Annotated in this window: 26 protein-coding genes, 3 tRNA genes and 2 other RNA genes; 8 read left to right on the forward strand and 23 right to left on the reverse strand. The window is 53.1% G+C overall.

What is annotated here, in order from left to right; translation table 11 throughout:
• Positions 1 to 10 precede the first annotated feature (10 nt).
• From galT to EDF78_RS04935, 6 genes are all read left to right on the forward strand, one after another.
• Complete coding sequence (gene galT / locus EDF78_RS04910; RefSeq protein WP_095921226.1) at positions 11 to 1060, forward strand: galactose-1-phosphate uridylyltransferase; 1050 nt, start codon at positions 11 to 13, stop codon at positions 1058 to 1060.
• Complete coding sequence (galK, locus tag EDF78_RS04915) at positions 1060 to 2208, forward strand: galactokinase (protein WP_133822679.1); 1149 nt, start codon at positions 1060 to 1062, stop codon at positions 2206 to 2208. The genes galT and galK overlap by 1 nt, the downstream gene beginning before the upstream one ends.
• Complete coding sequence (gene galM, locus EDF78_RS04920; RefSeq protein ID WP_119826588.1) at positions 2202 to 3248, forward strand: galactose-1-epimerase; 1047 nt, start codon at positions 2202 to 2204, stop codon at positions 3246 to 3248. Before galK ends, galM begins: the two co-directional genes overlap by 7 nt.
• A gap of 164 nt (positions 3249 to 3412) precedes the next feature.
• Entirely contained in the window at positions 3413 to 3745 is a 333-nt protein-coding gene (locus EDF78_RS04925; RefSeq protein WP_095921223.1) for a PsiF family protein, read from the forward strand.
• A 205-nt stretch (positions 3746 to 3950) separates the two neighbouring features.
• Positions 3951 to 4703 (forward strand): 2,3-diphosphoglycerate-dependent phosphoglycerate mutase, encoded by a 753-nt coding sequence (gene gpmA / locus EDF78_RS04930; RefSeq protein ID WP_095921222.1) that lies wholly within the window; start codon positions 3951 to 3953, stop codon positions 4701 to 4703.
• Between the two features lie 91 nt (positions 4704 to 4794).
• Positions 4795 to 5268, forward strand: coding sequence for a GNAT family N-acetyltransferase (locus tag EDF78_RS04935; protein ID WP_119826590.1), 474 nt, complete (start codon positions 4795 to 4797; stop codon positions 5266 to 5268).
• A gap of 76 nt (positions 5269 to 5344) precedes the next feature.
• Here EDF78_RS04935 and aroG read toward each other — a convergent pair whose 3' ends face one another.
• Positions 5345 to 6397, reverse strand: a complete 1053-nt coding sequence (gene aroG / locus EDF78_RS04940; RefSeq protein WP_133822680.1) for a 3-deoxy-7-phosphoheptulonate synthase AroG — start codon at positions 6395 to 6397, stop codon at positions 5345 to 5347.
• Positions 6398 to 6598: 201 nt separating this feature from the next.
• On the opposite strand from aroG, the gene EDF78_RS04945 reads away from it, so the two are divergent.
• Positions 6599 to 6928, forward strand: a complete 330-nt coding sequence (locus EDF78_RS04945) for a protein YbgS (protein WP_095921219.1) — start codon at positions 6599 to 6601, stop codon at positions 6926 to 6928.
• A gap of 125 nt (positions 6929 to 7053) precedes the next feature.
• The gene (gene zitB, locus EDF78_RS04950) at positions 7054 to 8007 is read left to right on the forward strand and encodes a CDF family zinc transporter ZitB (RefSeq protein ID WP_119826592.1); all 954 of its coding nucleotides are present in this window, start codon (positions 7054 to 7056) and stop codon (positions 8005 to 8007) included.
• A 63-nt stretch (positions 8008 to 8070) separates the two neighbouring features.
• Here the strand turns inward: zitB and pnuC are convergent, their stop codons facing one another.
• From pnuC to sucA, 22 genes are all read right to left on the reverse strand, one after another.
• Positions 8071 to 8793, reverse strand: a complete 723-nt coding sequence (pnuC, locus tag EDF78_RS04955; protein WP_133822779.1) for a nicotinamide riboside transporter PnuC — start codon at positions 8791 to 8793, stop codon at positions 8071 to 8073.
• Positions 8794 to 8850: 57 nt separating this feature from the next.
• Entirely contained in the window at positions 8851 to 9915 is a 1065-nt protein-coding gene (gene nadA, locus EDF78_RS04960; RefSeq protein WP_131692626.1) for a quinolinate synthase NadA, read from the reverse strand.
• Between the two features lie 294 nt (positions 9916 to 10209).
• Positions 10210 to 10329: non-coding RNA, RtT sRNA (locus tag EDF78_RS04965), on the reverse strand.
• Positions 10330 to 10343: 14 nt separating this feature from the next.
• A tRNA-Lys gene (locus EDF78_RS04970) sits at positions 10344 to 10419 on the reverse strand.
• A gap of 58 nt (positions 10420 to 10477) precedes the next feature.
• Positions 10478 to 10597, reverse strand: a non-coding RNA gene (locus tag EDF78_RS04975) — RtT sRNA.
• 14 nt (positions 10598 to 10611) lie between these two features.
• Positions 10612 to 10687: transfer RNA gene (locus tag EDF78_RS04980), tRNA-Lys, on the reverse strand.
• Positions 10688 to 10759: 72 nt separating this feature from the next.
• Positions 10760 to 10835: transfer RNA gene (locus tag EDF78_RS04985), tRNA-Lys, on the reverse strand.
• 197 nt (positions 10836 to 11032) lie between these two features.
• Positions 11033 to 11827 carry a cell division protein CpoB gene (gene cpoB, locus EDF78_RS04990; RefSeq protein WP_095921215.1) on the reverse strand — a complete coding sequence of 265 codons (795 nt, stop codon included), beginning with the start codon at positions 11825 to 11827 and terminating at the stop codon, positions 11033 to 11035.
• Positions 11828 to 11836: 9 nt separating this feature from the next.
• Entirely contained in the window at positions 11837 to 12346 is a 510-nt protein-coding gene (pal, locus tag EDF78_RS04995; RefSeq protein WP_095921214.1) for a peptidoglycan-associated lipoprotein Pal, read from the reverse strand.
• 48 nt (positions 12347 to 12394) lie between these two features.
• Positions 12395 to 13687: a Tol-Pal system beta propeller repeat protein TolB gene (gene tolB, locus EDF78_RS05000; protein WP_095921213.1), complete on the reverse strand. Its 1293-nt coding sequence runs from the start codon at positions 13685 to 13687 to the stop codon at positions 12395 to 12397.
• Between the two features lie 129 nt (positions 13688 to 13816).
• Positions 13817 to 15052: a cell envelope integrity protein TolA gene (gene tolA / locus EDF78_RS05005; RefSeq protein ID WP_133822681.1), complete on the reverse strand. Its 1236-nt coding sequence runs from the start codon at positions 15050 to 15052 to the stop codon at positions 13817 to 13819.
• A 114-nt stretch (positions 15053 to 15166) separates the two neighbouring features.
• Positions 15167 to 15598, reverse strand: coding sequence for a colicin uptake protein TolR (tolR, locus tag EDF78_RS05010; protein ID WP_013576429.1), 432 nt, complete (start codon positions 15596 to 15598; stop codon positions 15167 to 15169).
• A gap of 11 nt (positions 15599 to 15609) precedes the next feature.
• Positions 15610 to 16299 carry a Tol-Pal system protein TolQ gene (gene tolQ / locus EDF78_RS05015; protein ID WP_013576430.1) on the reverse strand — a complete coding sequence of 230 codons (690 nt, stop codon included), beginning with the start codon at positions 16297 to 16299 and terminating at the stop codon, positions 15610 to 15612.
• Positions 16296 to 16700, reverse strand: coding sequence for a tol-pal system-associated acyl-CoA thioesterase (ybgC, locus tag EDF78_RS05020; protein WP_095921211.1), 405 nt, complete (start codon positions 16698 to 16700; stop codon positions 16296 to 16298). Before ybgC ends, tolQ begins: the two co-directional genes overlap by 4 nt.
• Before the next feature lie 138 nt (positions 16701 to 16838).
• On the reverse strand, positions 16839 to 17132 hold the full coding sequence (ybgE, locus tag EDF78_RS05025) for a cyd operon protein YbgE (protein ID WP_095921210.1): 294 nt from the start codon (positions 17130 to 17132) through the stop codon (positions 16839 to 16841).
• Between the two features lie 2 nt (positions 17133 to 17134).
• Entirely contained in the window at positions 17135 to 17248 is a 114-nt protein-coding gene (gene cydX, locus EDF78_RS05030) for a cytochrome bd-I oxidase subunit CydX (protein WP_013576433.1), read from the reverse strand.
• A gap of 10 nt (positions 17249 to 17258) precedes the next feature.
• The gene (gene cydB / locus EDF78_RS05035) at positions 17259 to 18398 is read right to left on the reverse strand and encodes a cytochrome d ubiquinol oxidase subunit II (RefSeq protein ID WP_095921209.1); all 1140 of its coding nucleotides are present in this window, start codon (positions 18396 to 18398) and stop codon (positions 17259 to 17261) included.
• Positions 18399 to 18412: 14 nt separating this feature from the next.
• On the reverse strand, positions 18413 to 19981 hold the full coding sequence (cydA, locus tag EDF78_RS05040) for a cytochrome ubiquinol oxidase subunit I (RefSeq protein ID WP_119826602.1): 1569 nt from the start codon (positions 19979 to 19981) through the stop codon (positions 18413 to 18415).
• 722 nt (positions 19982 to 20703) lie between these two features.
• Entirely contained in the window at positions 20704 to 21576 is an 873-nt protein-coding gene (sucD, locus tag EDF78_RS05045) for a succinate--CoA ligase subunit alpha (protein ID WP_095921207.1), read from the reverse strand.
• Positions 21576 to 22742: an ADP-forming succinate--CoA ligase subunit beta gene (sucC, locus tag EDF78_RS05050; protein WP_095921206.1), complete on the reverse strand. Its 1167-nt coding sequence runs from the start codon at positions 22740 to 22742 to the stop codon at positions 21576 to 21578. Before sucC ends, sucD begins: the two co-directional genes overlap by 1 nt.
• A 102-nt stretch (positions 22743 to 22844) precedes the next feature.
• A complete protein-coding gene (gene odhB, locus EDF78_RS05055) occupies positions 22845 to 24074 on the reverse strand; it encodes a 2-oxoglutarate dehydrogenase complex dihydrolipoyllysine-residue succinyltransferase (protein ID WP_095921205.1) in 1230 nt (409 codons plus the stop codon).
• Positions 24075 to 24119: 45 nt separating this feature from the next.
• The gene (gene sucA, locus EDF78_RS05060) at positions 24120 to 26927 is read right to left on the reverse strand and encodes a 2-oxoglutarate dehydrogenase E1 component (protein ID WP_095921204.1); all 2808 of its coding nucleotides are present in this window, start codon (positions 26925 to 26927) and stop codon (positions 24120 to 24122) included.
• Positions 26928 to 26973 lie beyond the last annotated feature (46 nt).

Consider the following 26973-nt stretch of genomic DNA (forward strand, 5'->3'; position numbering starts at 1 on the left):
AGGAAAGTTTATGACCACGTTTAACCCGATTGATCACCCACATCGCCGTTACAATCCGCTGACCGATCAGTGGATTTTAGTCAGCCCGCACCGGGCCAAACGCCCGTGGCAGGGCCAGCAGGAAGCGGTTTCTCAGGAAATCCTGCCTGCGCATGACCCGGACTGTTTCCTGTGTCCGGGCAATACGCGCGTGACCGGCGATGTGAACCCGAAATACACCGGCACCTTCGTGTTTACCAATGATTATGCGGCACTGATGCCGGATACGCCGTTTGCGCCGGAAAGCGACGATCCGCTGATGCGTGTGCAGAGCGCACGTGGCACCAGCCGCGTGATCTGCTTCTCGCCGGATCACAGCAAAACCCTGCCGCAACTGTCGGTTGAGGCGCTGACGGAAATTGTCAGAACCTGGCAGGAGCAAAGCGCGGATCTGGCAAAAACTTATCCGTGGGTACAGGTTTTCGAGAATAAAGGCGCGGCGATGGGATGCTCTAACCCGCATCCGCACGGGCAGATCTGGGCCAACAGTTTCCTGCCAAACGAAGCCGAACGGGAAGACCGTCTGCAACGCGCGTATCTGCAACAACAGGGTTCGCCGATGCTGGTTGACTATGTGCAGCGCGAACTGGCTGACGGCAGCCGTACGGTGGTGGAAACCGAACACTGGCTGGCCGTGGTCCCTTACTGGGCGGCATGGCCGTTCGAAACCCTGCTGCTGCCGAAAGTGCATGTTAAACGCATCACTGAGCTTTCTGATGAACAGCGCGGTGATCTGGCGCTGGCGCTGAAAAAACTGACCAGCCGCTACGACAATCTGTTCCAGTGCTCCTTCCCGTATTCCATGGGCTGGCACGGCGCGCCATTTACTGAAGGCGACAACGAACACTGGCAGTTGCATGCCCATTTCTATCCCCCGTTGCTGCGTTCAGCCACGGTACGCAAATTCATGGTCGGCTACGAAATGCTGGCTGAGACGCAACGCGACCTGACGGCGGAACAAGCCGCTGAACGTCTGCGGGCGGTAAGTGATGTCCATTATCGTGAGGCCGGAGAAAAATAATGAAACTGAAAACCAAAACCCTGGAAATCTTCGCCGATAAATTCGGCTACCCTGCGACCATTACCATCAAAGCGCCGGGTCGCGTGAACCTGATTGGCGAACATACCGATTATAACGACGGTTTTGTGCTGCCCTGCGCCATCGATTATGAAACGGTGATCGCCTGCGCCCAGCGTAATGACCGCACGATCCGCGTGATCGCCGCCGATTACGACAACGACGAAGACAGCTTCTCGCTCGACGAACCGATCCTGCACAGCGATGCGCACCCGTGGGCCAACTATGTGCGCGGCGTGGTAAAGCATCTGATGCTGCGCAACAAAGATTTCTCCGGCGCTGATATGTTGATCAGCGGCAACGTGCCGCAGGGCGCGGGTCTGAGCTCTTCTGCCTCGCTGGAAGTGGCCGTCGGTCAGGCATTGAAATCCTTATACGATCTGCCGCTGGATGGCGTGGCGCTGGCGCTGAACGGTCAGGAAGCAGAGAACCAGTTTGTCGGCTGTAACTGCGGCATCATGGATCAGCTGATTTCCGCGCTCGGTAAGGAAAATCACTCCCTGCTGATCGACTGCCGTTCACTGGAAACCCGCGCGGTCTCTATGCCGACAAACGCGGCGGTGGTGATCATCAACTCCAACGTGAAACGCGGTCTGGTGGACAGCGAATACAACGCCCGTCGCGAACAGTGCGAAGTGGCGGCCCGTTTCTTCGGCGTGAAAGCGCTGCGTGACGTCGATCCTGCCCTGTTCTTCTCCATTCAGGATGAACTGGATCCGGTGGTTGCCCGCCGTGCGCGTCACGTGATCACTGAAAACGACCGTACGCTGGCAGCAGCAGATTCCCTGGCCAGCGGTGACCTGAAACGCATGGGCGAACTGATGGCGGAATCTCACGCGTCAATGCGTGATGATTTTGAAATCACCGTGCCGCAAATCGACAAGCTGGTTGAAATCGTCAAAGAAGTGATTGGCGATAAAGGCGGCGTGCGCATGACCGGCGGCGGCTTCGGCGGTTGCATCGTGGCGCTGGTACCGGAAGACATGGTGGATAAAGTCCGTCATGCGGTGGAACAGCAATATCAGGCGCACAGCGGCCTGAAAGAAACCTTCTACGTTTGCACCGCTTCACAAGGAGCAGGCATATGTTAAAACCTGAAAACACACAGCTGGCGCCCGATGGCCAGCCGTTTGAACAGGTGACGCTACAGAATGCGGCGGGTGCCACCGCCACATTCATGGACTGGGGCGCGACCTGGTTATCCTTCACCCTGCCGCTGGCGGATGGCACGACGCGCGAGTTGCTGCTCGGGTGTCAGTCCCCGCAGGAATACATGAACCAGAGCGCGTATCTCGGCGCGACCGTGGGACGTTACGCCAACCGTATCGCCCGCGCGCAGTTTGATATCGACGGCAAACCGCATCTGGTGGTCGCGAATCAGGGCGTTCATCAGCTTCATGGCGGGCCGGAAGGTTTCCATGCGCGCCGCTGGACGATCCTGGAACAGACCGCGCAGAAGCTGACGTTCCAGCTGTTTTCGGCCGACGGCGATCAGGGTTATCCGGGCAATATGACCGCGAAGGTGCATTACCAGCTGACGGACGATAACCGTCTGGAAATCCGTTACGAAGCCACCGTGGATAAGCTGTGTCCGGTCAATCTGACCAATCACGCCTATTTCAATCTCGACGGCGAAGGCACCGATGCGCGCCAGCACAAGCTGCAACTGTTCGCTGACCGCTTCCTGCCGGTCGACAGTGACGGCATTCCCTGTGCGGATCCGACCCCGGTTGAAAACACCGGCATGAATTTCAACGCGGCAAAAACGCTGGCGAAGGATTTCCTCAAGGATCGCGATCAGCAGCGGGTGAAAGGCTATGATCACGCCTACCTGCTGAACCGCACCTGCAATACCGGCACGAATCCGGCGGCGCATTTGTGGTCCGCTGACGGCAAAGTCAAAATGACCATGTTCACCTCCGCGCCCGCCGTACAGCTCTATAGCGGCAATTTCCTCGGCGGCACACCGAACCGCAGCGGCGGCGAATATGCCAGCTACAGCGGCGTGGCGCTGGAAAGTGAATTCCTGCCAGACAGCCCGAACCACGCGACCTGGCCACAGCCAAGCTGCTGGATAAAACCGGGACAGGCGTATAAATCCGCCACCACCTATCAGTTCTTCGCGCTGTAATTTGCTCAGGACAGGGTCGCCCGGCCCTGTCTTCCTCTGTTCCGACTTGTGCGAATTTGTGACTCACGGCGCATCTGACCCGGCACATTTTCAGCTAAAGGCATTTCCCGCATCTACGCTTAGAGAGTGTCCTGCGTAAAAGGACGTTTAATAAGGAGTTCGTTATGCGTTTACCTGTTGTGTTATCCCTGCTGGCCACATTGTGCGCGGCGGGTTCCGCGCTGGCGGCCGACCCGGTGAAAGTCCCTTCCCCTGCTCAGACTGAGCAACGCCAAAAGATGACCGACTGTAATCAGCAGGCCACCACGCAGTCGCTGAAAGGCGATGAGCGAAAAAAATTCATGAGCAACTGCCTGAAAGCAGAGGCAAAAACGGACGATAAACTGAATCCGCAACAGCAGAAGATGAAAACCTGTAACGCAGACGCGGCGAAACAAGATCTGAAGGGCGATGCCCGTAAAACCTTCATGAGCACCTGCCTGAAAAAAGCCAGCTGATCTCCCGGTCTGGTGGATAAAACGCGCTGTCCGGCGAACGGTCTGCGCGTTTTGTTTTACATCGCCGCAGCAAATTCGTTATGTTTAATACAAACGGACTCCCGCGAAGCCTTTCTGACGTAGTTTCAGATTGCTGAGTGGGACGCCCAGACCCTATAATGATAACTGTTATCATTGAAAATTCAGTTAACTGAGGAGTTTAGCTATGGCTGTAACCAAGCTGGTGCTGGTAAGACACGGTGAAAGTGAGTGGAACAAAGAAAACCGTTTTACCGGTTGGCATGATGTTGACTTGTCCGAGAAAGGCCGCACTGAAGCAAAAGCTGCGGGTCAGCTGCTGAAAGACGAAGGCTTCCAATTTGATTTCGCTTACACCTCCGTGCTGAAACGCGCCATCCATACTCTGTGGAACGTTTTGGACGAACTGAACCAGCCATGGCTGCCGGTTGAGAAATCCTGGAAACTGAATGAACGTCACTACGGTGCGTTACAGGGTCTGGATAAAGCTGAAACCGCACAGAAATACGGTGACGAGCAAGTTAAACAATGGCGTCGTGGTTTTGCTGTGACACCACCAGAACTGGATCGCGCTGACGAACGTTTCCCGGGCCACGATCCGCGTTACGCTAAACTGACGGCTGCAGAACTGCCAACGACAGAAAGCCTGGCGCTGACCATTGACCGCGTTATCCCTTACTGGACTGACGTGATCAAACCACGCATCGCCAGCGGCGAGCGCGTCATCATCGCGGCACACGGTAACTCCCTGCGTGCACTGGTTAAATATCTTGATAACCTGAGCGAAGAAGAAATTCTGGAACTGAACATCCCTACCGGTGTTCCGCTGGTTTACGAATTCGACGAAAACTACAAACCCCTTAAACGTTACTATCTGGGTAATGCCGACGAAATCGCAGCGAAAGCCGCGGCCGTGGCAAACCAGGGTAAAGCGAAGTAATTTCGCGTTTTCTGCGTGAAGCAGAAAGAGTTGAAGTTGAATAGGCACGCGAAAGCGTGCCTTTTTTGTCTCTGGACCAGAGGAGAAACCGATGCCCGTCAGACTCGCGTCGCCAGATGAAGCGGAAATACTTTGGGAAATAAGAAATCAGGCTATCCGCCACGGATGTAAAAATACCTATGGCGCTGAAATTGTGATGGCCTGGACACCAAATAAGATGCCTGCCGGTTACCGTAAAGCCATTGCGGAGAATCCTTTTTTTGTCGCACAGGTGCATGGGCTGGACACACCCGTGGCAACAGGATTTCTGGATCTGAAAAATGGCAGTGTGGAAGCGATTTTTACGCTGCCAGAATACGAAGGGAAAGGTCTTGCCACCCAAATTCTTGCTGCCATAAAAGCAGAAGCGAAGTCGAGAGGATTCACAGCACTTACTCTGGCGTCTACGCCGAATGCCTTTGAGTTTTATAAGAAGAATGGATTCTGTCTGGTTAAAGAGAGTCTTTATCGCTCTGAGATGGCGAATGCTGATTTGCGTTGTATGGATATGCGCTGCGAACTGTGAGTCATTTTGCCCTTTTTCACCAAAGAAAAAGCCCCGCATAAACGGGGCTTCTGTACGCAGGGGAATGCGAAACTATTTAACCGCGGCGTGCTTTTACCGCACCTGCCAGGCTGCGCAGCAGCACTTCGGTATCTTCCCAGCCGATGCAGGCATCGGTCACGCTCTGGCCGTAAACCAGCGGCTCGCCGCTGTCGAGGCTCTGATTACCTTCCACCAGATGGCTTTCCACCATCACGCCCATGATGGATTGTTCGCCGCCAGCAACCTGACCGCAGACATCTTCACACACTTCCATCTGCTTTTTGAATTGCTTGCTGCTGTTGGCATGGCTGAAATCGATCATGATACGGGCTGGCAGGCCGCCTTTCTTCAGGCCTTCTTTCACTTCCTGCACATCCTGAGCACTGTAGTTTGGCTTTTTACCGCCACGCAGAATGATATGGCAGTCGTTGTTCCCGCTGGTGTTCACGATCGCGGAGTGACCCCATTTGGTGACAGACAGGAAGCAGTGCGGTGCGCCTGCGGCGTTGATGGCGTCGATAGCCACTTTAATGGTGCCGTCAGTGCCGTTTTTGAAACCCACCGGACAGGACAAACCGGAAGACAGCTCACGGTGGACCTGAGATTCTGTGGTACGCGCGCCGATTGCGCCCCAGCTCATTAAATCCGCCAGATATTGTGGTGTGATCATGTCCAGGAACTCGCCTGCAGCAGGCAAACCAGTGTCATTAATATCCAGTAACAGTTTGCGGGCAATGCGTAAACCGTCGTTAATCTGGTAGCTGTTGTTCATGTGCGGGTCATTGATCAGCCCCTTCCAGCCCACCGTGGTACGCGGTTTTTCAAAGTAAACGCGCATAACCACTTCCAGCTCGCCCTGCAATTCTTCACGCATTTTCAGCAGACGGGCGGCGTATTCTTTCGCGGCTTTCGGATCGTTAATAGAACAAGGGCCAATAATAACCAGCAGACGATCATCGTTTCCTTTCAGTATCTTATGGATAGCATTACGCGCCTGAGAGACTGTTTTTGCCGCTTTGTCAGTGGCGGGGAATTTTTCCAGAAGGGCAACCGGCGGTAATAGTTCTTTAATTTCTTTGATGCGCAAATCGTCGTTTTGATAATTCATAACTGTTCCATTCGGGTGTTCATAAGAGACAAAGCGAAACGCTGACCGCGTTCAATCTAGCCGTATTGCATGACGGTGTAAACCTGCTTTTACACTTCCGAATAGTCTCAATTTGATTTAGCACATGAATTGTTTAGCTAGGCTTTTATCAGACACATGAAAAACGACCACGGACCTTTCTGCAACAATGGAGATGACATTATGAAAAAGCTCGCAATCATGTTACTGACCGCAACCATGGCACTGACCACCGGTGCTGCTTTCGCTGCCGGTGAAACATCTGCCTCCGATAACAACGGCCAGGCGAATCAGTCGAATTCCCCGGGTTCAATTCAGAAAATTGCACCTAAAAACGTGGATAACGACCAGATTAATAACACCAATAAACCTGCCGATGAGGTGAATACCCAGACGGATACCACCAAACATCATATGAGCAAAACGCAGGAACATGAGAAAACCATGTGCAAAGACGGACGCTGTCCAAACCAGACGCCGGGGACTTCCGAGTCTAAAGCCACCGGTAACTAAGCCCGTCATAAACTGCTCATTCAGGAGGAACTTCGGTTCCTCCTTCACGTTTACGCCCCTTCTTGCAACCCCTCCTGATTACGCTATTGTGATCTTCTCTGTTCATCATTCTTGTGAATATAACTATGTCTTCTACCCTGTTACCGCAGGATAAAAACAGCCGCCGGCTGCTGCTGGCCTTCCTTGTGACGGTCATTTTTATGATTGCGGAAGTAATTGGCGGGCTGATCTCCGGCTCGCTCGCCCTGCTGGCCGATGCCGGGCATATGCTCACCGACGCCGCAGCGTTGCTGGTTGCGCTGCTGGCGGTGCGTTTCGCGAAACGTAAACCCAACTCTCGGCATACCTTTGGTTATCTGCGTCTGACCACCCTGGCGGCATTTGTTAACGCCGCGGCATTGCTGGTCATCGTGGTGCTGATTGTCTGGGAAGCCATCGCCCGTTTCGTCAATCCGCAGCCCGTCATGGGCACCACCATGCTGGTGATCGCCATCGCCGGTCTGTTTGCCAATATTCTGGCGTTCTGGCTGCTGCATCAGGGTGAAGAAAAAGCCAATATCAACGTGCGCGCCGCCGCCTTACATGTGCTTGGCGATTTGCTGGGTTCGATCGGTGCCGTCGCTGCCGCGCTGATTATCATGAACACCGGCTGGACACCCATCGACCCGATTTTGTCGGTACTGGTTTCCTGTCTCGTCCTGACCAACGCCTGGCGGTTGCTGCGGGAGAGCTTCCACGAGTTGCTGGAAGGCACGCCGGAGGAAATTGATATCGACAAACTGCGCCGCGATTTATCCATGAGCATTCCGGAGGTGCGCAACGTACATCATGTTCATGTCTGGCAGATTGGCGAACAACGGTTGATGACCCTGCATGTGCAGGTGATACCGCCTCACGATCACGACGCGCTGCTGGAACGCATCCGGCATCATCTGCTGGAGAAATGCCGTATCGGGCACGCGACTATTCAGATGGAATATGGCAGGTGTGAAGCGCCGGATTGCGGCATCAATGACACGCCCGTCGTCAGCGCAGGTCATGATCATCACGGTCACAGCCACGCGCACCATCATCACTGATCGCGCCGCCAGCGGCAGAATGCAAAACGCCTCCGTCACGGAGGCGTTTTTGTCAGCGCAGCATCACACTGTTTGTAGCGGCCGCGAGCCATTTTGCTTCGCGCTTTTGATCCACAGCCAGGAGCCGTTCAGCGCAATCAGCGTCAGCAGGACATATTCCAGCGCCATTGCATAAACGCCCTGATAGGCAAAGATCGCCACACTGATCACATCGATGATGACCCACAACAGCCAGTTCTCGACATATTTACGGGTCATCAGCAGCATGGCGACAATCGACAGCACCATCATTGAGGAATCCCAGAACGGGAAAGCATCAGGCTGAAGTGCCGGCATCTGCACAGACAGGCCAAGCGCCTGCATCAGATTGACTGCTAGCAGCGTCAGCGCGGCAAAAACGCGGTCAATGTTAAATGTCATCAGCAGAATGCCCGCGATACACACCACGCCCCATATCAGCGCTTTCGTGCGCGGTAACCAGCGGATTTGCAACTCAGCCTGCTGATCGGCCGTCTGTCGGCTCCATGCGTACCAGCCATAAATATTGGCGGCAAAGAAAAAGACCTGCAGCAGCAAACTGGCGTAAAGCTGGATCTGGAAAAAGATAACCGCAAACAGCGTGACGTTGATCAGACCGAAAGGATAGTTGATCAGTTTCTCTTTGCTGGCGAACCAGATACACAGCAAGCCAAATATCGTGCCGACGGCTTCAATCCATGACAGATCGTATCCGCCTTTTCCAATCGGAATATGAACCAGAATGTTGCCGGTACTGAAAAAATCCATCATCACATGCGTTCCTTTTTGTCAGTCACAAAACCTTGCCGGTCATAAAAGAGGGGCTTACAGCGCCTTCGGTTGCGTACGCAATGTTAACTGCGCCGCGAAATCCAGCATACGGTTCAGCGGGATCAGCGATTTCACGCGTAACGCTTCATCCACCTCAATCGCATGTTCCGCTCCGCCATGTTCCAGTCCTTCCGCAATGGCTTTCAGGCCGTTCATCGCCATCCACGGACAATGCGCACAGGTGCGGCAACTTGCGCCCTCGCCTGCCGTCGGCGCTTCGAACAATTCTTTGTCCGGGCACGCCTGCTGCATTTTGTAGAAAATGCCGCGGTCAGTCGCCACAATCAGTTGCTGGTGCGGCAGGGTTTTCGCCGCCTGAATCAGCTGACTGGTGGAACCCACGGCATCCGCCATATCCACGATCGCCTGAGGAGACTCAGGATGCACCAGAACAGCGGCGTTCGGGTACAAACCTTTCATTCGGGTCAGGGCCTGCGTTTTAAACTCGTCATGGACGATACAGGCGCCCTGCCAGCACAATACATCCGCCCCCGTCTGCTTACGGACGTAATTCCCAAGGTGGCGGTCCGGCGCCCAGATGATTTTTTCCCCCAGACTATCAAGGTGTTCAATCAGCTGCACCGCGATACTGGATGTCACTACCCAATCGGCTCTGGCTTTTACGGCCGCGGAGGTATTAGCGTAGACCACAACGGTGCGGTCGGGGTGCTGATCACAAAAATCTGAGAACGCCTGTTCAGGACAGCCCAGATCCAGTGAGCATTCCGCATTCAGGGTCGGCATCAGCACGGTTTTTTCCGGGCTGAGAATTTTGGCTGTTTCGCCCATGAACCGCACGCCCGCAACCAGCAAGGTCGAGGCAGGATGCTGACTGCCAAAACGCGCCATCTCGAGGGAATCCGCCACAATGCCCCCGGTTTCTTCGGCAAGCGCCTGAATCTCAGGATCGGTGTAGTAATGCGCCACCATCACAGCATCACGTTCCTTCAGCAGTTTTTTAATCTTCTCTTTATAGAAAGATTTTTCATCTGCATTCAGAACGGCGGGTTTCGGAGGGAAAGGATAAACCGCCGCATTCAGATCCAATGTTTCGCTCATACTCGTCATCTCATTCAGTCAGGCAGCATGCCCGGAAGGCCAGAAGCCACAACAAATTCCATCCGGAAATCTGTTGGTTTTGTATGCTAAACAAAATACCGCAAAATGTTGGGAAAGTCGTCCAGATATTAGCCATAAGGCTTAAAATGTTTACTGCACTTAAAAGAGATGAGATTGCGCCGGATTGTGAGGAAGGATTTTATCGCTGCGGGGATATTTTGGGGTTCAGATGCGAAAAAAGCGCCAAAAGGCGCTTTTCTCTGAATTCTGCAATTTAGATGGCTTCATAATAATGTGCGGAGCGTGCTGGATTAACTCGGTTTGACCTCGCCCTGCGGGCAACGCTTGCGCGTTGTCGTCTCGCTTCGCTCGGCTCGAACCCCTGGTTCTCATCCTGCACTGCTTCACTACATTTTCCACTTTAAAAGTGGTGGGCCGTGCTGGATTCGAACCAGCGACCAATTGATTAAAAGTCAACTGCTCTACCAACTGAGCTAACGGCCCATCTAAATGCTGGGTACTTCTGGCTTCACTAATTATTCAGGGCGTATCACTTTAAAAGTGGTGGGCCGTGCTGGATTGACTCGGTTTCACCTCGCCCTGCGGGCAACGCTTGCGCGTTGTCGTCTCGCTTCGCTCGGCTCGAACCCCTGGTTCTCATCCTGCACTGCTTCACTTCATTTTCCACTTTAAAAGTGGTGGGCCGTGCTGGATTCGAACCAGCGACCAATTGATTAAAAGTCAACTGCTCTACCAACTGAGCTAACGGCCCCGCCTGAATACTTCTTCTGCCTGCGTGTCTTGCAGTTGGTGTGCAAGCCACATGCAATAAATGATTTAGATTTGGTGGGCCGTGCTGGATTCGAACCAGCGACCAATTGATTAAAAGTCAACTGCTCTACCAACTGAGCTAACGGCCCTTCTAAACCTACTGCATATTGCCTAAATCTCTGACAGCGTTAGCCGTTTGGAGTTGTCTGGGCAACGGCGGCATATATTACTTATTTAACTTTTCAGTGCAACTTTAATTTTCAGAAAGAGTGCTAACTGATGGCGTTTCACACACTCAAGCCCAGAAAATGCACGATATGTACATTTTCCAGACCTGAATGAAGAACTACTTTGCAGATAAACGTTTTTGAGCTTGTTTTGCCGCATCGGTATTTGGGTACTGTTTTACGACCTGCGAGAAGACGGCTTTGGCTTTATCAGCCTGACCTTTCTCCTGCATGATCACCCCAACCTTGTACATCGCGTCAGAACTTTTTGGGGACTTAGGATAATTTTTCACCACAACTGCAAAATAATACGCAGCGTCGTCTTTTTTACCCTTGTTGTAATACAACTGTCCTAACCAGTAGTTGGCGTTAGGCTGATACGTTGAATCTGGATATTTTTTAACGAAACTCTGAAAAGCCGCAATGGCTTCATCATACTGTTTCTTTTCCAGCGCCAGTGAAACAGCAGCGTTGTAGTCGCTGTTCACATCGCCTGTGCTCGCAGGGGCTTGTGCAGCACCCGCATCAGGCGTTGTCGCAGCATCACCACCAGACGCATCACCGGTTGCTGCGGCAGCGCCCGTACTGGCGGCTCCGGCGGCACCCTGGCTAAGGCTGTCCATCTGGTTAAAGATCTGCTTCTGACGATCAGCAAGCTGACCCAACTGATACTGGTTCTCCTGGATTTGACCACGAAGCGTATCCATATCACGTTGGGAATCAGAAAGTTGCTGCTGAAGTTGAGTTAATAGCTGGCTGTGAGCGTTAGAAATACGCTCCAGAGAGGTGACCCGATCTTCAATCGAGCCTGAGCCGACATCACTGATTGGCGCTTGGGCAGTAGCGGCCCATGGGACCGCTACGCCAACCAGTAACGACAGACTCAACAGGTGAGTTCTGAAGTTACTGCTCATACTATTCTCTTAGTATACCAGTACGGCACGACGGTTTTTAGCGTAAGCCGCTTCGTCATGGCCCAGTACAGCTGGTTTTTCTTTACCGTAAGAAACGATAGAGATTTGGTCAGCAGAAACGCCTTTGCCTTGCAGGTACATTTTAACAGCAGTAGCACGACGTTCGCCCAGGGCGATGTTGTACTCTGGCGTACCACGTTCGTCAGCATGACCTTCTACAGTCACTTTGTAAGACGGGTTGCTACGCAGGAATGCAGCGTGCGCGTCTAACATCTGAGCGAATTCAGAAGACACATCGTATTTGTCCAGGCCAAAGTAAACGATGTTGTTTTTCTGCAGTTCTTGCATCTGCAGGCGAGCTTGCTCTTCTGAAGACATGTTAGCGTTTTCAGTGCCTGCGCCAGAGTTCAGACCCATACCAGACTGGTCGTTGTCTGCGTTCTTGTGAGAACTACAAGCAGCTACTGCCAGTACAGGCAATGCCAGCATCAGCCCTTTCAGCACTTTGTTCAGTTGCATCTATTCGATCCTTTTATAATTTTTTGCCATACATAGTTTTTCTATGCATTACAGATACGGCGACCAGGCAGGAAATTTGACCTGTCCATCAGTTGCCGGAAGACGCGCTTTGAAGCGCCCATCAGTCGATACCAACTGCAACACGGAACCCAGTCCCTGAGAGGAGCTGTAAATTACCATTGTGCCATTTGGTGCGAGGCTAGGCGTTTCATCCAGGAACGTGTCCGTCAATGTTTGAACGGCTCCCGTTGCCAGATCTTGTTTAGCGATGTGCTGTGTACCGCTGGCGCTGCTCACCATCACCAGGAACTTGCCGTCAGTGCTGACGTCAGAGTCCTGATTTTGCGAGCCTTCCCAGGTCAGACGCTGAGGCGCACCGCCATTAATATTGACTTTATAAACCTGTGGACGACCGCCCTGATCCGACGTGAAGGCCAGATTCTGGCTGTCCGGGTACCAGGTTGGTTCGGTGTTGTTGCTGCGTCCGTTTGTCACCTGACTGATCTGACCGGAAGCCAGATTCATCACGTACAGGTTCAGGCTGCCGTCTTTAGACAAGGCGAAGGCCAGTTTGCTGCCATCAGGTGAGAATGCCGGGGCACCGTTGTGACGCGGGAAAGAGGCAATCTGTTTGATTGCGCCGTTTGCCAGCGTCTGCACAACCAATGCTGAACGACCGCTTTCAAAGGTGACGTAAGCCAGTTTGCTGCCATCCGGAGACCAGGCTGGAGACATCAGCGGCTCAGGGGAACGGTGAACCACGAACTGGTTATAACCGTCGTAATCCGCTACGCGCAGTTCATACGGGAATTTGCCGCCGTTGGTCTGCACGATATACGCGATACGGGTGCGGAATGCGCCTTTAATACCGGTCAGTTTTTCGAAGACTTCGTCACTGGCGGTATGGGCGGAATAACGCAACCATTGTTTGGTCACTTTATACTGGTTTTGTGCCAGTACGGTGCCCGGCGCGCCAGAGGTGTCTACCAGTTGGTAAGAGACCACATAACTGCCATCGGCGGCAGGCTGAACCTGGCCGATCACAACGGCATCGATACCCAGCGCGGTCCAGGCTGCAGGAGTGACTTCTGCGGCTGAGGTTGGCTGCTGAGGCATACGGGATGCATCAATAGGATTGAATTTACCGCTGTTACGTAAGTCAGCAGCAACGATACCACCTACATCTTCAGGTGGTGTACCCGGGCCAGCCCATTTGAATGGCACAACGCCAATCGGGCGAGCTGTGTCTACCCCTTGGGTAATTTCAATGCGAACTTCTGCATGTACTACAGATGCCCACATCATCAAAAGGCCGAACGCTACTCGAAATGCCTGCTTCATTGTATCTCCCTTATCTGGACGTATCTGCCCGCGATAATTTAGCAGAATTTTAACAAACCAACGCACACAAAACTAGAATTACACCCTGCAAACCATCGTAAAAATCTGAAAAGTTATCATTTTCATCTTTTATTGAGGTTTGAAATCTATCGGAGCATTTTTAAACACTTCATAGACTGCTTCAGAAGGCGGTTTCGGGAACTTCGCCTGTCGGGCGGCGGCAAGCGCAGCCTGACAAAGTGCAGAATCCCCACCTTCAGCCGACGCACTGATTAATGAGCCGTCAGGGTTCATTTTAATGCGCAACGAACAGGTTTTACCTGCATAAGATGACGCGTCATAGAATCTGCTCTCGATGGCAGCCTGAATCTGGCTACCATAGTTCGCAATATCAGCACCGGATGCGCCCGCCTTTTTCTGAGTCCCCTTCCCTGACGGAGCAGAAGCGCCTCCACCTGTTGAGCCTTTCGGCGCATTTTTGGAGTCGGCCAGGCCATCAAATAAATTGTTCGCATCCGCCGCTTCCTTGGCAGCCGCAGCGGCGGCAGCCTTTTTATCGGCAGCGGCTTTCTTCGCGGCAGCAGCAGCTTCGGCTTTCTTCTCAGCAGCAGCGGCAGCTTTCGCATCAGCGGCGGCTTTCGCATCGGCATCAGCCTGGGCCTTCGCGTCAGCGGCGGCCTGAGCCTTCGCGTCAGCAGCAGCCTGCTTTTTAGCTTCTGCTGCCGCTTCTTTCTTAGCGTCAGCTTCTGCTTGTTTCTTCGCTGCGGCCGCAGCGGCAGCCGCTTCAGCCTCGGCTTGTTTTTTAGCATCCGCAGCGGCTTTTTTCTGTGCATCAGCCTGCGCTTTTGCAGCTTCTTTTGCCGCATCCGCCTTGGCCTGGGCCGCTGCTTTTGCCGCTTCCGCCCTGGCCTGCGCCGCGGCAGCTTCGGCCTGTTTCTGCTGTTCTTTCGCCTGTTCGGCAGCCTGTTCAGCTTGTTTCTGCTGCTGGGCCTGTTCCTGAGCCTGCTGCTTCGCATCTTCCTGCGCTTGCAGACGCTCTTTCTCAAGTTCTTTCAGGCGCTGCTGTTCTGCGGCCTGTTTCTGTTGCAACTCTTCAGCCTGTTGCTCTGATTTTTTCTGACGCGCTGCGGCAGCACGTTGGGAATCAGCCTGTTGCTGTTGCTGACGGTTGTACTGATCGACCACCGCACTGGGATCAACCATTACGGCAGAGATATCGCTACCGCCACCGCCGCCACTCATGCTGGTATCTTCGTCCAGCGATCCCCAAATCAACAGGGCTATAATGATGATATGCAGAACGACCGAAACAATAACGGCGCGTTTGAGCTTATCGTTTTGTTCAGTTGCAGTTGCCTTTACCAAAATAGATTTCCCAAGACAGGATTACTAAAAACCCGGTTTCCTGCAGCCCTGTAGTACTCTTTTAGCAAGCCAGAAAATGCCGGGTTTCAAATAAGTGTTACAAATTACCTATCCTCAGATAGGTTGTGTCATCAATCCGACCGACTTCACGCCAGCCTGATGCAGCATGTTCAGCGCCTTAATGATTTCATCATAAGGCACATCTTTCGCGCCGCCGATCAGGAATACCGTCTTCGGATTGGCCTGAATACGGCTGGTCGCTTCTGCGATAACCTGCTGTTCAGGCAGCTGTTCCATACGCTGATGATCCACCACAATGGTGTATTGACCGACGCCAGACACTTCAACAATCACTGGCGGGTTATCATCGCTGGATACCGTTTTAGAATCCGTTGCGTCAGGCAGATCGACTTCCACACTCTGGGTAATAATGGGTGCTGTTGCCATAAAAATCAGTAACAGAACCAGCAATACGTCCAGCAGCGGAACGATGTTGATCTCAGACTTACCTTCGCGACGGTTACGACGACCTCGTGAACGAGCCATACTCTCCCCCTTTAGTTACTGCTGGTTTCGCGAGAGAAAGCCTGACGGTGCAGGATAGCCGTGAATTCTTCCATGAAGTTATCGTAGTTTTGCTCAAGCTTGTTCACACGCTGATTCAGGCGGTTGTACGCCATAACAGCAGGGATTGCGGCAAACAGACCGATCGCGGTGGCGATCAGTGCTTCTGCGATACCCGGAGCAACCATTTGCAGCGTTGCCTGTTTCACAGAACCTAAACCGATAAAGGCGTGCATGATCCCCCAGACTGTCCCGAACAGACCGATATACGGGCTGATAGAGCCGACAGTGCCAAGGAACGGAATGTGTGTTTCCAGTGATTCGAGTTCACGGTTAAAAGAGATACGCATCGCACGCGAAGACCCTTCAATCACGGCTTCAGGCGCATGGCTGTTAGCACGATGAAGACGGGCAAACTCTTTAAAACCGGAATGGAAAATTTGCTCTGCCCCGCTCAGGGTTTCGCGGCGGCCCTGGCTTTCCTGATACAGACGGGAAAGCTCAATACCGGACCAGAATTTATCTTCGAACGCTTCTGCCTCGCGGGTGGCGGCATTCAGCACCTTCGTGCGTTGAATGATGATCGCCCAGGACGCGATAGAGAAGCACACCAGGACAAGCATAATCAGCTTGACCAGGATGCTGGCCTTCAAAAATAAATCAAGAATGTTCATGTCAGTCACTGCTTAAACTCCGCGACAATAGACTTAGGAAGCGCTCGGGGCTTCATTTGGTGTGGATCAATGCATGCGATCAACACTTCTGCAGAACTCAGAAGGTTTCCATGCGAATCAAGAATTCGTTGTGCAAAAGTAAGAGAAGCTCCGCGAATGGACGTAATCTCACTCTGAACATCCAGCAGGTCATCTAAGCGAGCTGGTGCAAAGTATTCGACCGTCATGCGGCGGACAGCAAAAGCGACATGTTCTCCCAGCAACTGCTGCTGGTGAAAATTGCGTTGGCGCAACATCTCTGTGCGAGCCCTTTCAAAAAAGGCGACGTATCGGGCATGGTAGACCACGCCTCCCGCGTCTGTGTCTTCGTAGTAGACACGAACCGGCCATCGGAACAACGAATTACTCACTGTACATCCCGTAATGCAATTTGACGGCACTACTATACGCAAGAGAATTGGGGTTGGGAATGGGTAGCATTGCTGGAATGAAAATAATTATGGGCCGCAGCGGCCCATAAGAAAATTACTGTAAATCTGTGTCTTTATTCAGCTAAAAAAGTACAGAAGACCCGCAGCCAGCGCAATCATTGCAAGCAAAGGTGAAAAGAATGCCTTCCAGATTGTGCGCTGTGGGCGAAATCCGAGACCGTGGATCACGCCGCTGCAGACGGCCCAAATCAGAATGATCCCATGCCAGACTTCCAGCTGACTGGTCGATGAAGCAAACATGCCCGGTTTCCAGAACACGCAGCCCGCCATGACCAGTGACATCACAAGGGAAAGGGCCCGCAAGGGGCCCTTGTCTGTGATGGCGTAAAGTTTATCCGCGATCACACTCATTATTACTTCTCTTCTTTCGCCGCTTTATTGGCTTCGCTGTGTTCAAACGCCAGCGCGGTAATGATACCGAATGAGCAAGCCAGTAAGGTGCCGAGGATCCAGGCAAAATACCACATGGTGTTCTCCTTAATACAACGAATGCTTGTTGTTCTCGATGTAGTGTTTATCGAGGCGCCCGAACATCTTGTAATACGCCCATGAGGTGTAAATCAGGATGATTGGCACAAAGATGCAGGCTACAACGGTCATCACTCTCAGCGTCAGCAGTGTGGATGTCGCATCCCACATGGTGAGGCTGGCATTCGGTTCAGTGATGGAAGGCATCACGAACGGGAACATTGTGATACCAGCCGTCAGGATCACACAGGCGATAGTCAGTGAGTTACTGATAAACGCCAGTGCCGCTTTATTCATGCGTGAGAACAGAATGGTCAGCAGCGGCAGGATCACGCCCAGTGCAGGGATTGCCCACAGACCCGGCATCTTATTGTAGTTAGCCAGCCATGCACCGGCTTCATGAGACACCGTTTTGCGCAGCGGGTTAGACGGGCCAGCGTGATCCATCACGGAGGTCACGGTGAAACCATCAATCCCTTTCACTAACCAGATACCTGCCAGCAGGAAGCACACCATCATCACCAGCGCAGAAATCTGCGACGCGGTGCGGGTACGCAGGTGCAGTTCACCCACAGTACGCATTTGCAGATAGGTCGCGCCCTGAGTAATCAGCATGGTCAGGCTGACCAGACCGGCCAGAATGCCGTACGGGTTCAGCAGGCCAAACAGGTTGCCGGTGTAGAACAGACGCAGGTCACCGTCGATATGGAACGGTACACCCAGCAGCAGGTTACCGAAGGCCACACCGAAGACCAGAGCCGGTACGAAGCTACCGATGAAAATGCCCCAGTCCCACATGCCACGCCAGCGCGCGCTTTCCAGTTTAGAACGGTAGTCAAAGCCCAACGGACGGAAGAACAAGGCGCACAGCACCAGCACCATCGCGGCATAGAAGCCAGAGAATGCCGCCGCGTAAACCATCGGCCAGGCAGCGAACAAGGCGCCACCGGCGGTGATCAGCCAGACCTGGTTACCGTCCCAGTGCGGGGCGATGGCGTTGATCATCACACGGCGGTCAGTATCGGTTTTCCCGATAATGCGCACCAGAATGCCCACGCCCATATCAAATCCATCGGTGACCGCGAAGCCGATAAACAGCACGCCAATCAGCACCCACCAGATGAACCGTAAAACTTCATAATCAAACATAAGTGGACTCCCTATTACCGAGCTTGCTCAAGTGGCGCTGAAGTTTGTTCATAATGATAACGACCCGTTTTCAGGCTGCTTGGCCCCAGGCGCGCATATTTGAACATCAGGAACATTTCAGCGACCAGGAACAGGGTATACAGGCCGCAGATGAGGATCATCGACGACAGTACATCACCCACTGTCAGTGAAGAGTGCGCAACCGCAGTCGGTAACACTTCACCAATCGCCCAGGGCTGACGACCATATTCGGCCACGAACCAGCCCGCTTCGACAGCAATCCACGGCAATGGCAGGCCGATGAATACCGCACGGTGCAGCCAGCGTTTCTGACCAATCTTGCCGCGCAGCACGGTGTAGAAGGACAACGCGATCAGAACGAACATCAGGATGCCGCAGGCCACCATGATACGGAAGGCGAAGTACAGCGGCAGAACGCGCGGGATAGAATCTTTGGTGGCTTTCTGAATCTGTGCGTCAGTCGCACCCGCCGGGTTGTCGGTATAGCGTTTAAGCAACATACCGTAGCCCAGATCCTGTTTGCTGTTTTCGAAATCACTGCGGACTTTCGGGTCAGTGTTGCCCGAACGCAGTTCTTCCAGCAGGGTGTAGGCTTTCATACCGTTACGGATACGGACTTCGTGTTGCGCCATCAGGTCTTTCAGACCGGTCACCGGCGTATCCACAGAACGGGTCGCAATCAGACCCAGCAGGTAAGGAATTTGAATCGAGTATTCATTTTCCATTTTGTCCTGATTTGGCATGCCGAACAGCGTGAAGCTGGCAGGCGCCGGTTGGGTATCCCACTCGGCTTCGATGGCAGCCAGTTTGGTTTTCTGCACGTCACCCATTTCGTAACCGGATTCATCACCCAGAACGATAACGGAGAGCACCGCAGCCAGACCAAAGCTTGCTGCGATAGCAAATGAACGCTTGGCAAAGCCAACGTCACGACCTTTGAGCAGGTAGTAAGAGCTGATAGCCAGAATGAACATCGCGCCAGTCACATAACCGGACGCTACGGTGTGAACGAATTTAACCTGCGCAACCGGGTTCAGAACCAGCTCGGAGAAGCTGACCATTTCCATACGCATGGTTTCGTAGTTGAAGGTCGATGCAATCGGGTTTTGCATCCAGCCGTTCGCCACCAGGATCCACAATGCTGACAGGTTTGAGCCAAGGGCCACAAACCAGGTCACCGTCATGTGCTGAACTTTAGACAGGCGGTCCCAGCCAAAGAAGAACAGACCGACTAACGTGGATTCCAGGAAGAACGCCATCAAACCTTCGATCGCCAGCGGCGCACCGAAGATGTCTCCCACGTAATGTGAGAAATATGACCAGTTAGTCCCGAACTGGAATTCCATGGTTAAACCGGTAGCAACACCCAGCGCAAAGTTAATTGCGAAGAGTTTGCCCCAGAATTTGGTCATATCTTTATAGATTTGTTTGCCGGAAAGCACATAAACCGTTTCCATAATTGCCAGTAAAAACGCCATACCCAGCGTTAATGGGACAAATAGGAAATGGTACATGGCTGTTAAAGCAAACTGTAAACGCGACAGTTCAACGATATCAAACATCTTGACCCCTTGCTCCTCGGAGGAAGACCCCAAATTGCGATCTTTGACGAACCGGTTGCCGGAACGCCTCATGACTACCAGTATTCAAATGTGTGTAGAACAGAAATGTCAGCGTTCAGTTTGCGTAAAGCCGTCGACCAGACATTCTGAGCCCGGAAAAAGCGCGAGCAGCGGGCCTGTAACAGGCTGATGAACGGGCAAAATCACGGGGAAAAGTAAACATACAAAAAACGGATGTTACAGGACCAATATGTTACGCCAGTAATCCCACACATTAAATAGGTTTTTTAGTGACCCAAAGCGGATTTCCGTGTACAGGTCAATTTAAGACCAAAACAGCAAAAAAGCCTGTAATTGATCTGCCGCAATTTAAGCCTATCTCCTTGTTTATTTCTATAATATCCACATCAATTTCTGAAAAAATATTTCAGGATGTTAACCGTTGGTTTCACTGAGCTTTAATGGTGGCCTTATTGTTAATTAATTGTGTTTTTATAGTTGTCACTAATATCCAATTTGCTACCTTCTAAAACCCAATTATTAACCTTTTATTTCCAATGAACCTATCGTGCTGTGTTAATAAATATAGCTCAATTCAGCGAATGTTAAATATTTAGCTTAAAATAAAAAAGGCCACCCGAAGGTGGCCAACATGTCGAATCTTTTTCTTTTATAAACAGTCTTCACCCGCACCGAATTTCGCCGGTGCGGGAGGGTAAAACTTATTGCGGAAGCAATGATTTCACGGCTTCGCCGATATCGGCCAGGCTGCGAACGGTTTTCACACCCGCCGCTTCCAGCGCAGCGAATTTATCGTCAGCGGTACCTTTACCACCGGCAATGATGGCGCCTGCGTGGCCCATACGTTTGCCTTTTGGCGCAGTCACACCCGCGATATAACCCACAACCGGTTTGGTCACATGGGCTTTGATGTAGGCCGCCGCTTCTTCTTCCGCGTTACCGCCGATTTCACCGATCATCACGATCACTTCAGTCTGTGGATCTTCCTGGAACAGTTTCAGGATATCGATGAAGTTAGAGCCCGGGATCGGGTCGCCGCCGATACCGACGCAGGTAGACTGGCCGTAGCCGTAGTCGGTGGTCTGCTTAACGGCTTCATAGGTCAGCGTACCGGAACGGGAAACGATACCCACTTTGCCCGGCAGATGAATGTGACCCGGCATGATGCCGATTTTGCATTCGCCCGGGGTGATCACGCCCGGACAGTTTGGCCCGATCATCACCGCATCGCTTTGATCCAGTTTCACTTTAACCACCAGCATATCCAGCGTCGGGATGCCTTCAGTGATACAGATGATCAGTTTGATGCCTGCATCCAGCGCTTCCAGAATGGAATCTTTACAGAACGGAGCCGGAACATAAATCACAGACGCGGTAGCGCCGGTGGTTTCAACCGCTTCACGTACGGTATTGAACACTGGCAGACCCAGATGTTCAGTGCCGCCTTTGCCCGGCGTGACGCCGCCGACCATTTTGGTACCGTAAGCAATGGCTTGTTCGGAGTGGAAAGTCCCCTGGCTACCGGTGAAACCCTGGCAGATAACTTTGGTGTTCTTGTTGATTAAAATCGACATTATTTCCCCTCCACTGCCGCGACAACTTGTTGAGCCGCATTCGTCAGGCTGGTCGCTGCAATGATGTTCAAACCGCTGTCTGCCAGTTTTTTGGCACCCAGCTCAGCATTGTTACCTTCAAGACGCACCACAACCGGCACGCTGACGCCCACTTCTTCCACCGCACCGATGATACCGTCGGCGATCAGATCGCAACGTACGATACCGCCGAAGATGTTGACGAAGACGGCTTTCACTTTTTCATCAGACAGGATGATTTTGAAGGCTTCGGTCACACGTTCTTTGGTTGCGCCACCGCCAACATCCAGGAAGTTAGCCGGTTCGCCACCGTGCAGTTTCACGATGTCCATGGTACCCATTGCCAGACCGGCACCGTTCACCATGCAACCGATGTTACCGTCGAGGGCAACGTAGTTCAGTTCCCACTGCGCTGCCTGAGACTCACGGGCATCTTCCTGGCTGTAATCGCGCATTTCACGCAATTCTGGCTGACGGAACAAGGCGTTGCCGTCCGCACCCAGTTTGCCGTCGAGGCAGATCAGGTCACCAGCGGTAGTCACTACCAGCGGGTTGATTTCGATCAGCGCCAGATCGCGCTCAAGGAAGATGTTCGCCAGACCCATGAAGATCTTAGTGAACTGCTGAACCTGCTTACCGGTCAGACCCAGTTTGAAAGCCAGTTCGCGACCCTGATACGGCTGCGGGCCTGCCAGCGGATCCAGTGCCACTTTGTGGATCAGGTGTGGCGTTTCTTCTGCCACTTTCTCAATTTCCACGCCGCCTTCTGTAGATGCCATGAACACCACGCGGCGGGAGCTGCGATCAACGACCGCGCCGAGATACAGTTCTTTATCAATGTCAGTCGCGGATTCAACCAGGATCTGGTTAACCGGCTGGCCACCGGCGTCTGTCTGGTAAGTCACCAGACGTTTGCCCAGCCAGTGCTCAGCAAAAGCGCGGATCTCTTCTTTGCTTTTCACCACTTTCACGCCACCCGCTTTACCGCGGCCACCGGCATGAACCTGACATTTCACCACCCACGGACCGGCACCGATTTTCGATGCAGCCTCTTCCGCTTCACGCGGGGTGGAACAGGCGAAGCCTGTTGGTGCTGGCAGGCCGTAGCGCAGGAAAAGCTGTTTCGCCTGATACTCGTGTAAATTCATGATGTTCTATCCATTCTTATTCGGTAAGTAGGAAGGCTTGTCAGGGCACAGCGAGAACTGTGCCGCAGATTTTTCGATCTCTCATCTTTCGCTGTGCCGGGACTAAACGTCCAGCAGCAGACGAGCCGGATCTTCCAGCATCTCTTTAATGGTCACCAGGAAGCCGACGGACTCGCGGCCATCCACCAGACGGTGATCGTAAGAGAGCGCCAGATACATCATTGGCAGGATCACAACCTGGCCATTCACCGCCATCGGGCGATCTTTAATGGCATGCATGCCCAGGATCGCACTCTGTGGTGGGTTGATGATCGGGGTGGACATCAGGGAGCCGAAGACGCCGCCGTTGGTCACGGTAAAGTTACCGCCGGTCAGTTCTTCCACTTTCAGTTTGCCGTCACGGCCTTTGATCGCCAGCTCTTTGATTTGCTTCTCGATATCCGCCATGCCCAGCGTATCCACATCACGCAGAACCGGGGTCACCAGACCGCGTGGCGTAGACACCGCGATGCTGACATCAAAGTAGTTGTGGTAAACCACATCATCGCCATCGATAGAAGCATTCACTTCCGGGTAGCGTTTCAGCGCTTCAACCACGGCTTTCAGATAGAAAGACATGAAGCCCAGACGCACGCCGTGACGTTTTTCGAAACCATCACCGTACTGCTTACGCAGATCCATGATGGGCTTCATGTTGATTTCGTTGAAGGTGGTCAGCATCGCAGTGCTGTTTTTCGCTTCAAGCAGACGCTCAGCAACACGTTTACGCAGACGGGTCATCGGTACGCGTTTTTCACTGCGTGAACCCAGAGCCGGTGCAGCGCTGGTCGCGGCCGGAGCGGCGGCTGGCGCGGCGGCCGGTTTCGCGTCTTTGGCTTTCGCCAGGTGCTGTTCGATATCTTCACGGGTCAGACGACCGCCGACACCGCTGCCTTTGATCGCGCTGGCATCGAGAGAATGTTCAGCAATCAGACGGCGGATAGCCGGGCTGAGGGCGTCATTGCTCTCTTCTTCCAGTGCTGCTGTGTGGCGTGCCGCAGGAGTCGCTTCTTTATCGGAGCTTTTCTCAGTGCTTGGCTTACCGGTGCTGTTACCCGGACGGATACGCGCCAGGATCTGACGGGAAATGACCGTCGCACCTTCGTCTTCGATAATGCTGTCCAGAATACCGGCTTCACTTGCCGGGACTTCCAGAACCACTTTATCGGTTTCAATTTCTACCAGTACATCGTCACGCTCAACACTGTCGCCCGGTTTTTTGTGCCAGGTGGCAACCGTCGCATCCGCAACGGATTCAGGAAGGTCAGGGACCAGAATATCTACGCTACTCATTATAAATCCTTCTTATGTTCCATAGTGTTAACTCACGCCAACGCGTTATTTAACGTTCAGCGCATCGTTAACCAGATCTTGCTGTTGCTTCTGGTGAACGGACATGTAACCCACTGCCGGGGAAGCAGAGGCCGGACGTCCTGCGTAACGTAAAGAAGCCCCGAAAGGAATCACTTCACGGAAATTGTGCTGGCTGCAATACCACGCGCCCTGGTTCAGCGGCTCTTCCTGACACCAGACGAAATCATGAACGTGTGAGAATTTCTCAAGCACTTCCTGAATCGCTTTGTGCGGGAACGGGTACAGCTGCTCGATGCGGACAATCGCCACATCGGTTTGCTCGTTTTTGCGACGTTGTTCCAGCAGGTCGTAGTAAACCTTACCGGAGCACATCACCACGCGCTTAACCTGTTTCGGATCCAGCTCGTCAACTTCACCAATCGCGGGCAGGAAGCTGCCGTCGGCCAGTTCTTCCAGCGTAGAAACCGCCAGAGGATGACGCAACAGTGACTTCGGTGACATCACGATCAGCGGACGGCGCATACCGCGCAGTGCCTGACGACGGATCATGTGATAAACCTGCGCCGGAGTAGACGGGATACACACCTGCATGTTTTGCTCAGCGCAAAGTTGCAGATAACGTTCCAGACGCGCGGAGGAGTGCTCCGGCCCCTGCCCTTCGTAGCCGTGCGGCAGCAACATCACCAGACCACACATGCGGCCCCATTTCTGTTCGCCGGAACTGATGAACTGGTCGATCACCACCTGCGCACCGTTGGCGAAGTCACCGAACTGCGCTTCCCAGATGGTCAGGGTGCGCGGTTCAGCCGTGGCATAACCGTATTCAAAGGCCAGCACCGCTTCTTCGGAAAGCACGGAATCCCAGACGTTGAATTCGCCCTGACTGTTATGAATATTGGCCAGCGGCACGTACACGGAACCGTTTTTCTGGTTGTGGATCACGGCATGGCGGTGGAAGAAGGTGCCGCGACCGGTATCTTCACCGGACAGACGGATCGGAATCCCTTCGTCTACCAGCGTGGCGTACGCCAGATTTTCTGCGCCGCCCCAGTCGAATTTCTTGTTCCCTTCGGCCATCTCGTTACGGTCGCCATAAATCTTGGCAACGCGTGACTGCATTTCGATCGCATCCGGCACATGGCTGACGCGACGCGCCAGTTCCTGCAGACGTTTCAGCTCGACCTTGTTCGGGTAAGGCTCGTCCCACTCATGATTCAGATACGGTGACCAGGTGAAAGTGTGCATGTCATTCTGACGCCACTCTTCCACCACGCATTCACCGGCATCCAGCGCATCGCGGTACAGGTTGACCATTTCCGTGGCATCTTCGAGGCTGGCAACGTTCTGCTCAGTCAGGACATCAGCGTAGATTTTGCGTGGCGTCGGGTGTTTCTTGATCTTGGTATACATCAGTGGCTGGGTTGCGCTTGGTTCGTCGGCCTCGTTATGGCCGTGGCGACGATAGCAAACCAGATCGATCATGACGTCACGTTTAAAGGTGTTACGGAAATCCAATGCCAGGCGGGTCACGAAAGCCACCGCTTCAGGGTCATCGGCATTGACGTGGAAAATCGGTGCCTGCACCATTTTCGCAATATCGGTACAGTAATCGGTGGAACGCGCATCTTTCGGATTCGAGGTAGTAAAACCTACCTGGTTATTGATGACGATACGCACGGTACCGCCCACTTCATAACCGCGTGCCAGCGACATGTTCAGGGTTTCCTGCACCACACCCTGACCGGTAATCGCCGCATCACCGTGAATGGTGATAGGCAGAACCATGTTGCTGCGCGCTTCGTCCAGACGATCACGACGGGCACGCACAGAACCGATCACCACCGGGCTGACGATTTCCAGGTGCGACGGGTTAAACGCCAGCGCCAGGTGAACCATCCCGCCTTCGGTTTCCACATCAGACGAATAGCCCATGTGGTATTTCACGTCACCGGTTCCGAGATGTTCTTTATGCTTGCCGGAGAATTCGTCGAACAGATCCTGAGGCTTTTTGCCCAGCACGTTGATCAGCACGTTCAGACGGCCACGGTGCGCCATACCCAGCACCACTTCGCGCGTACCGTTTTTGCCGGCATGACGGATCATGTCTTTCAGCATCGGCACCAGCGCATCGCCACCTTCCAGCGAGAAGCGTTTGGCGCCCGGGAATTTCGCGCCCAGATAACGCTCCAGACCTTCGGCTGCGGTCAGTTCTTTCAGGAACGTTTTCTTCTCATCATTGGTGAAGTTCGCACGACCGGCCACGGATTCGATACGCTGTTGGATCCAGCGTTTCTCTTCGGTGTTGGTGATGTGCATGTATTCCGCACCAATGGAACCGCAATAGGTTTGCTTCAGGGCTTTATACAGCTCGCCGAGCTGCATGGTTTCCTTGCCAATGGCAAATGAACCGACATTGAAGGTTTCCTGGAAATCAGCTTCGGTCAGATGATGGAACGCCGGATCCAGATCAGGCACATCGTCCAGTTTCCACAGGCCGAGGGGATCAAGGTTCGCGTTCTGATGACCACGGAAGCGGAAGGCGTTGATTAACTGCAACACCTTAACTTGCTTGGCATCCGTTTCCGGATCGCTGATGGAGGAATTATAACGTGACGCGTCTTTCGCCAGACGGCGGAAGTAGTCTCGTGTTTGAGAATGGAGTTGCTCTGGTTTCACACCCACTGTTGGTAGCTGTTTAAAAATCGAACGCCAGCTATCGTCAACGGAACCAGGATCGGTTAAGTAGTCTTCATAGAGTTGCTCTATGTAAGACTGGTTTGCACCCGCCAGATAGGAGGAATCCAGCCAGGCCTTCATTGCGCCGTTCTGCATCGTGATCCCTTAAGCTTTGAAGCTTTAGTTTTCGCCGTGGTTAATA

The organism is Rahnella sp. BIGb0236 (genome assembly GCF_004364755.1).
Taxonomy (GTDB): Bacteria; Pseudomonadota; Gammaproteobacteria; order Enterobacterales; family Enterobacteriaceae; genus Rahnella; species Rahnella victoriana.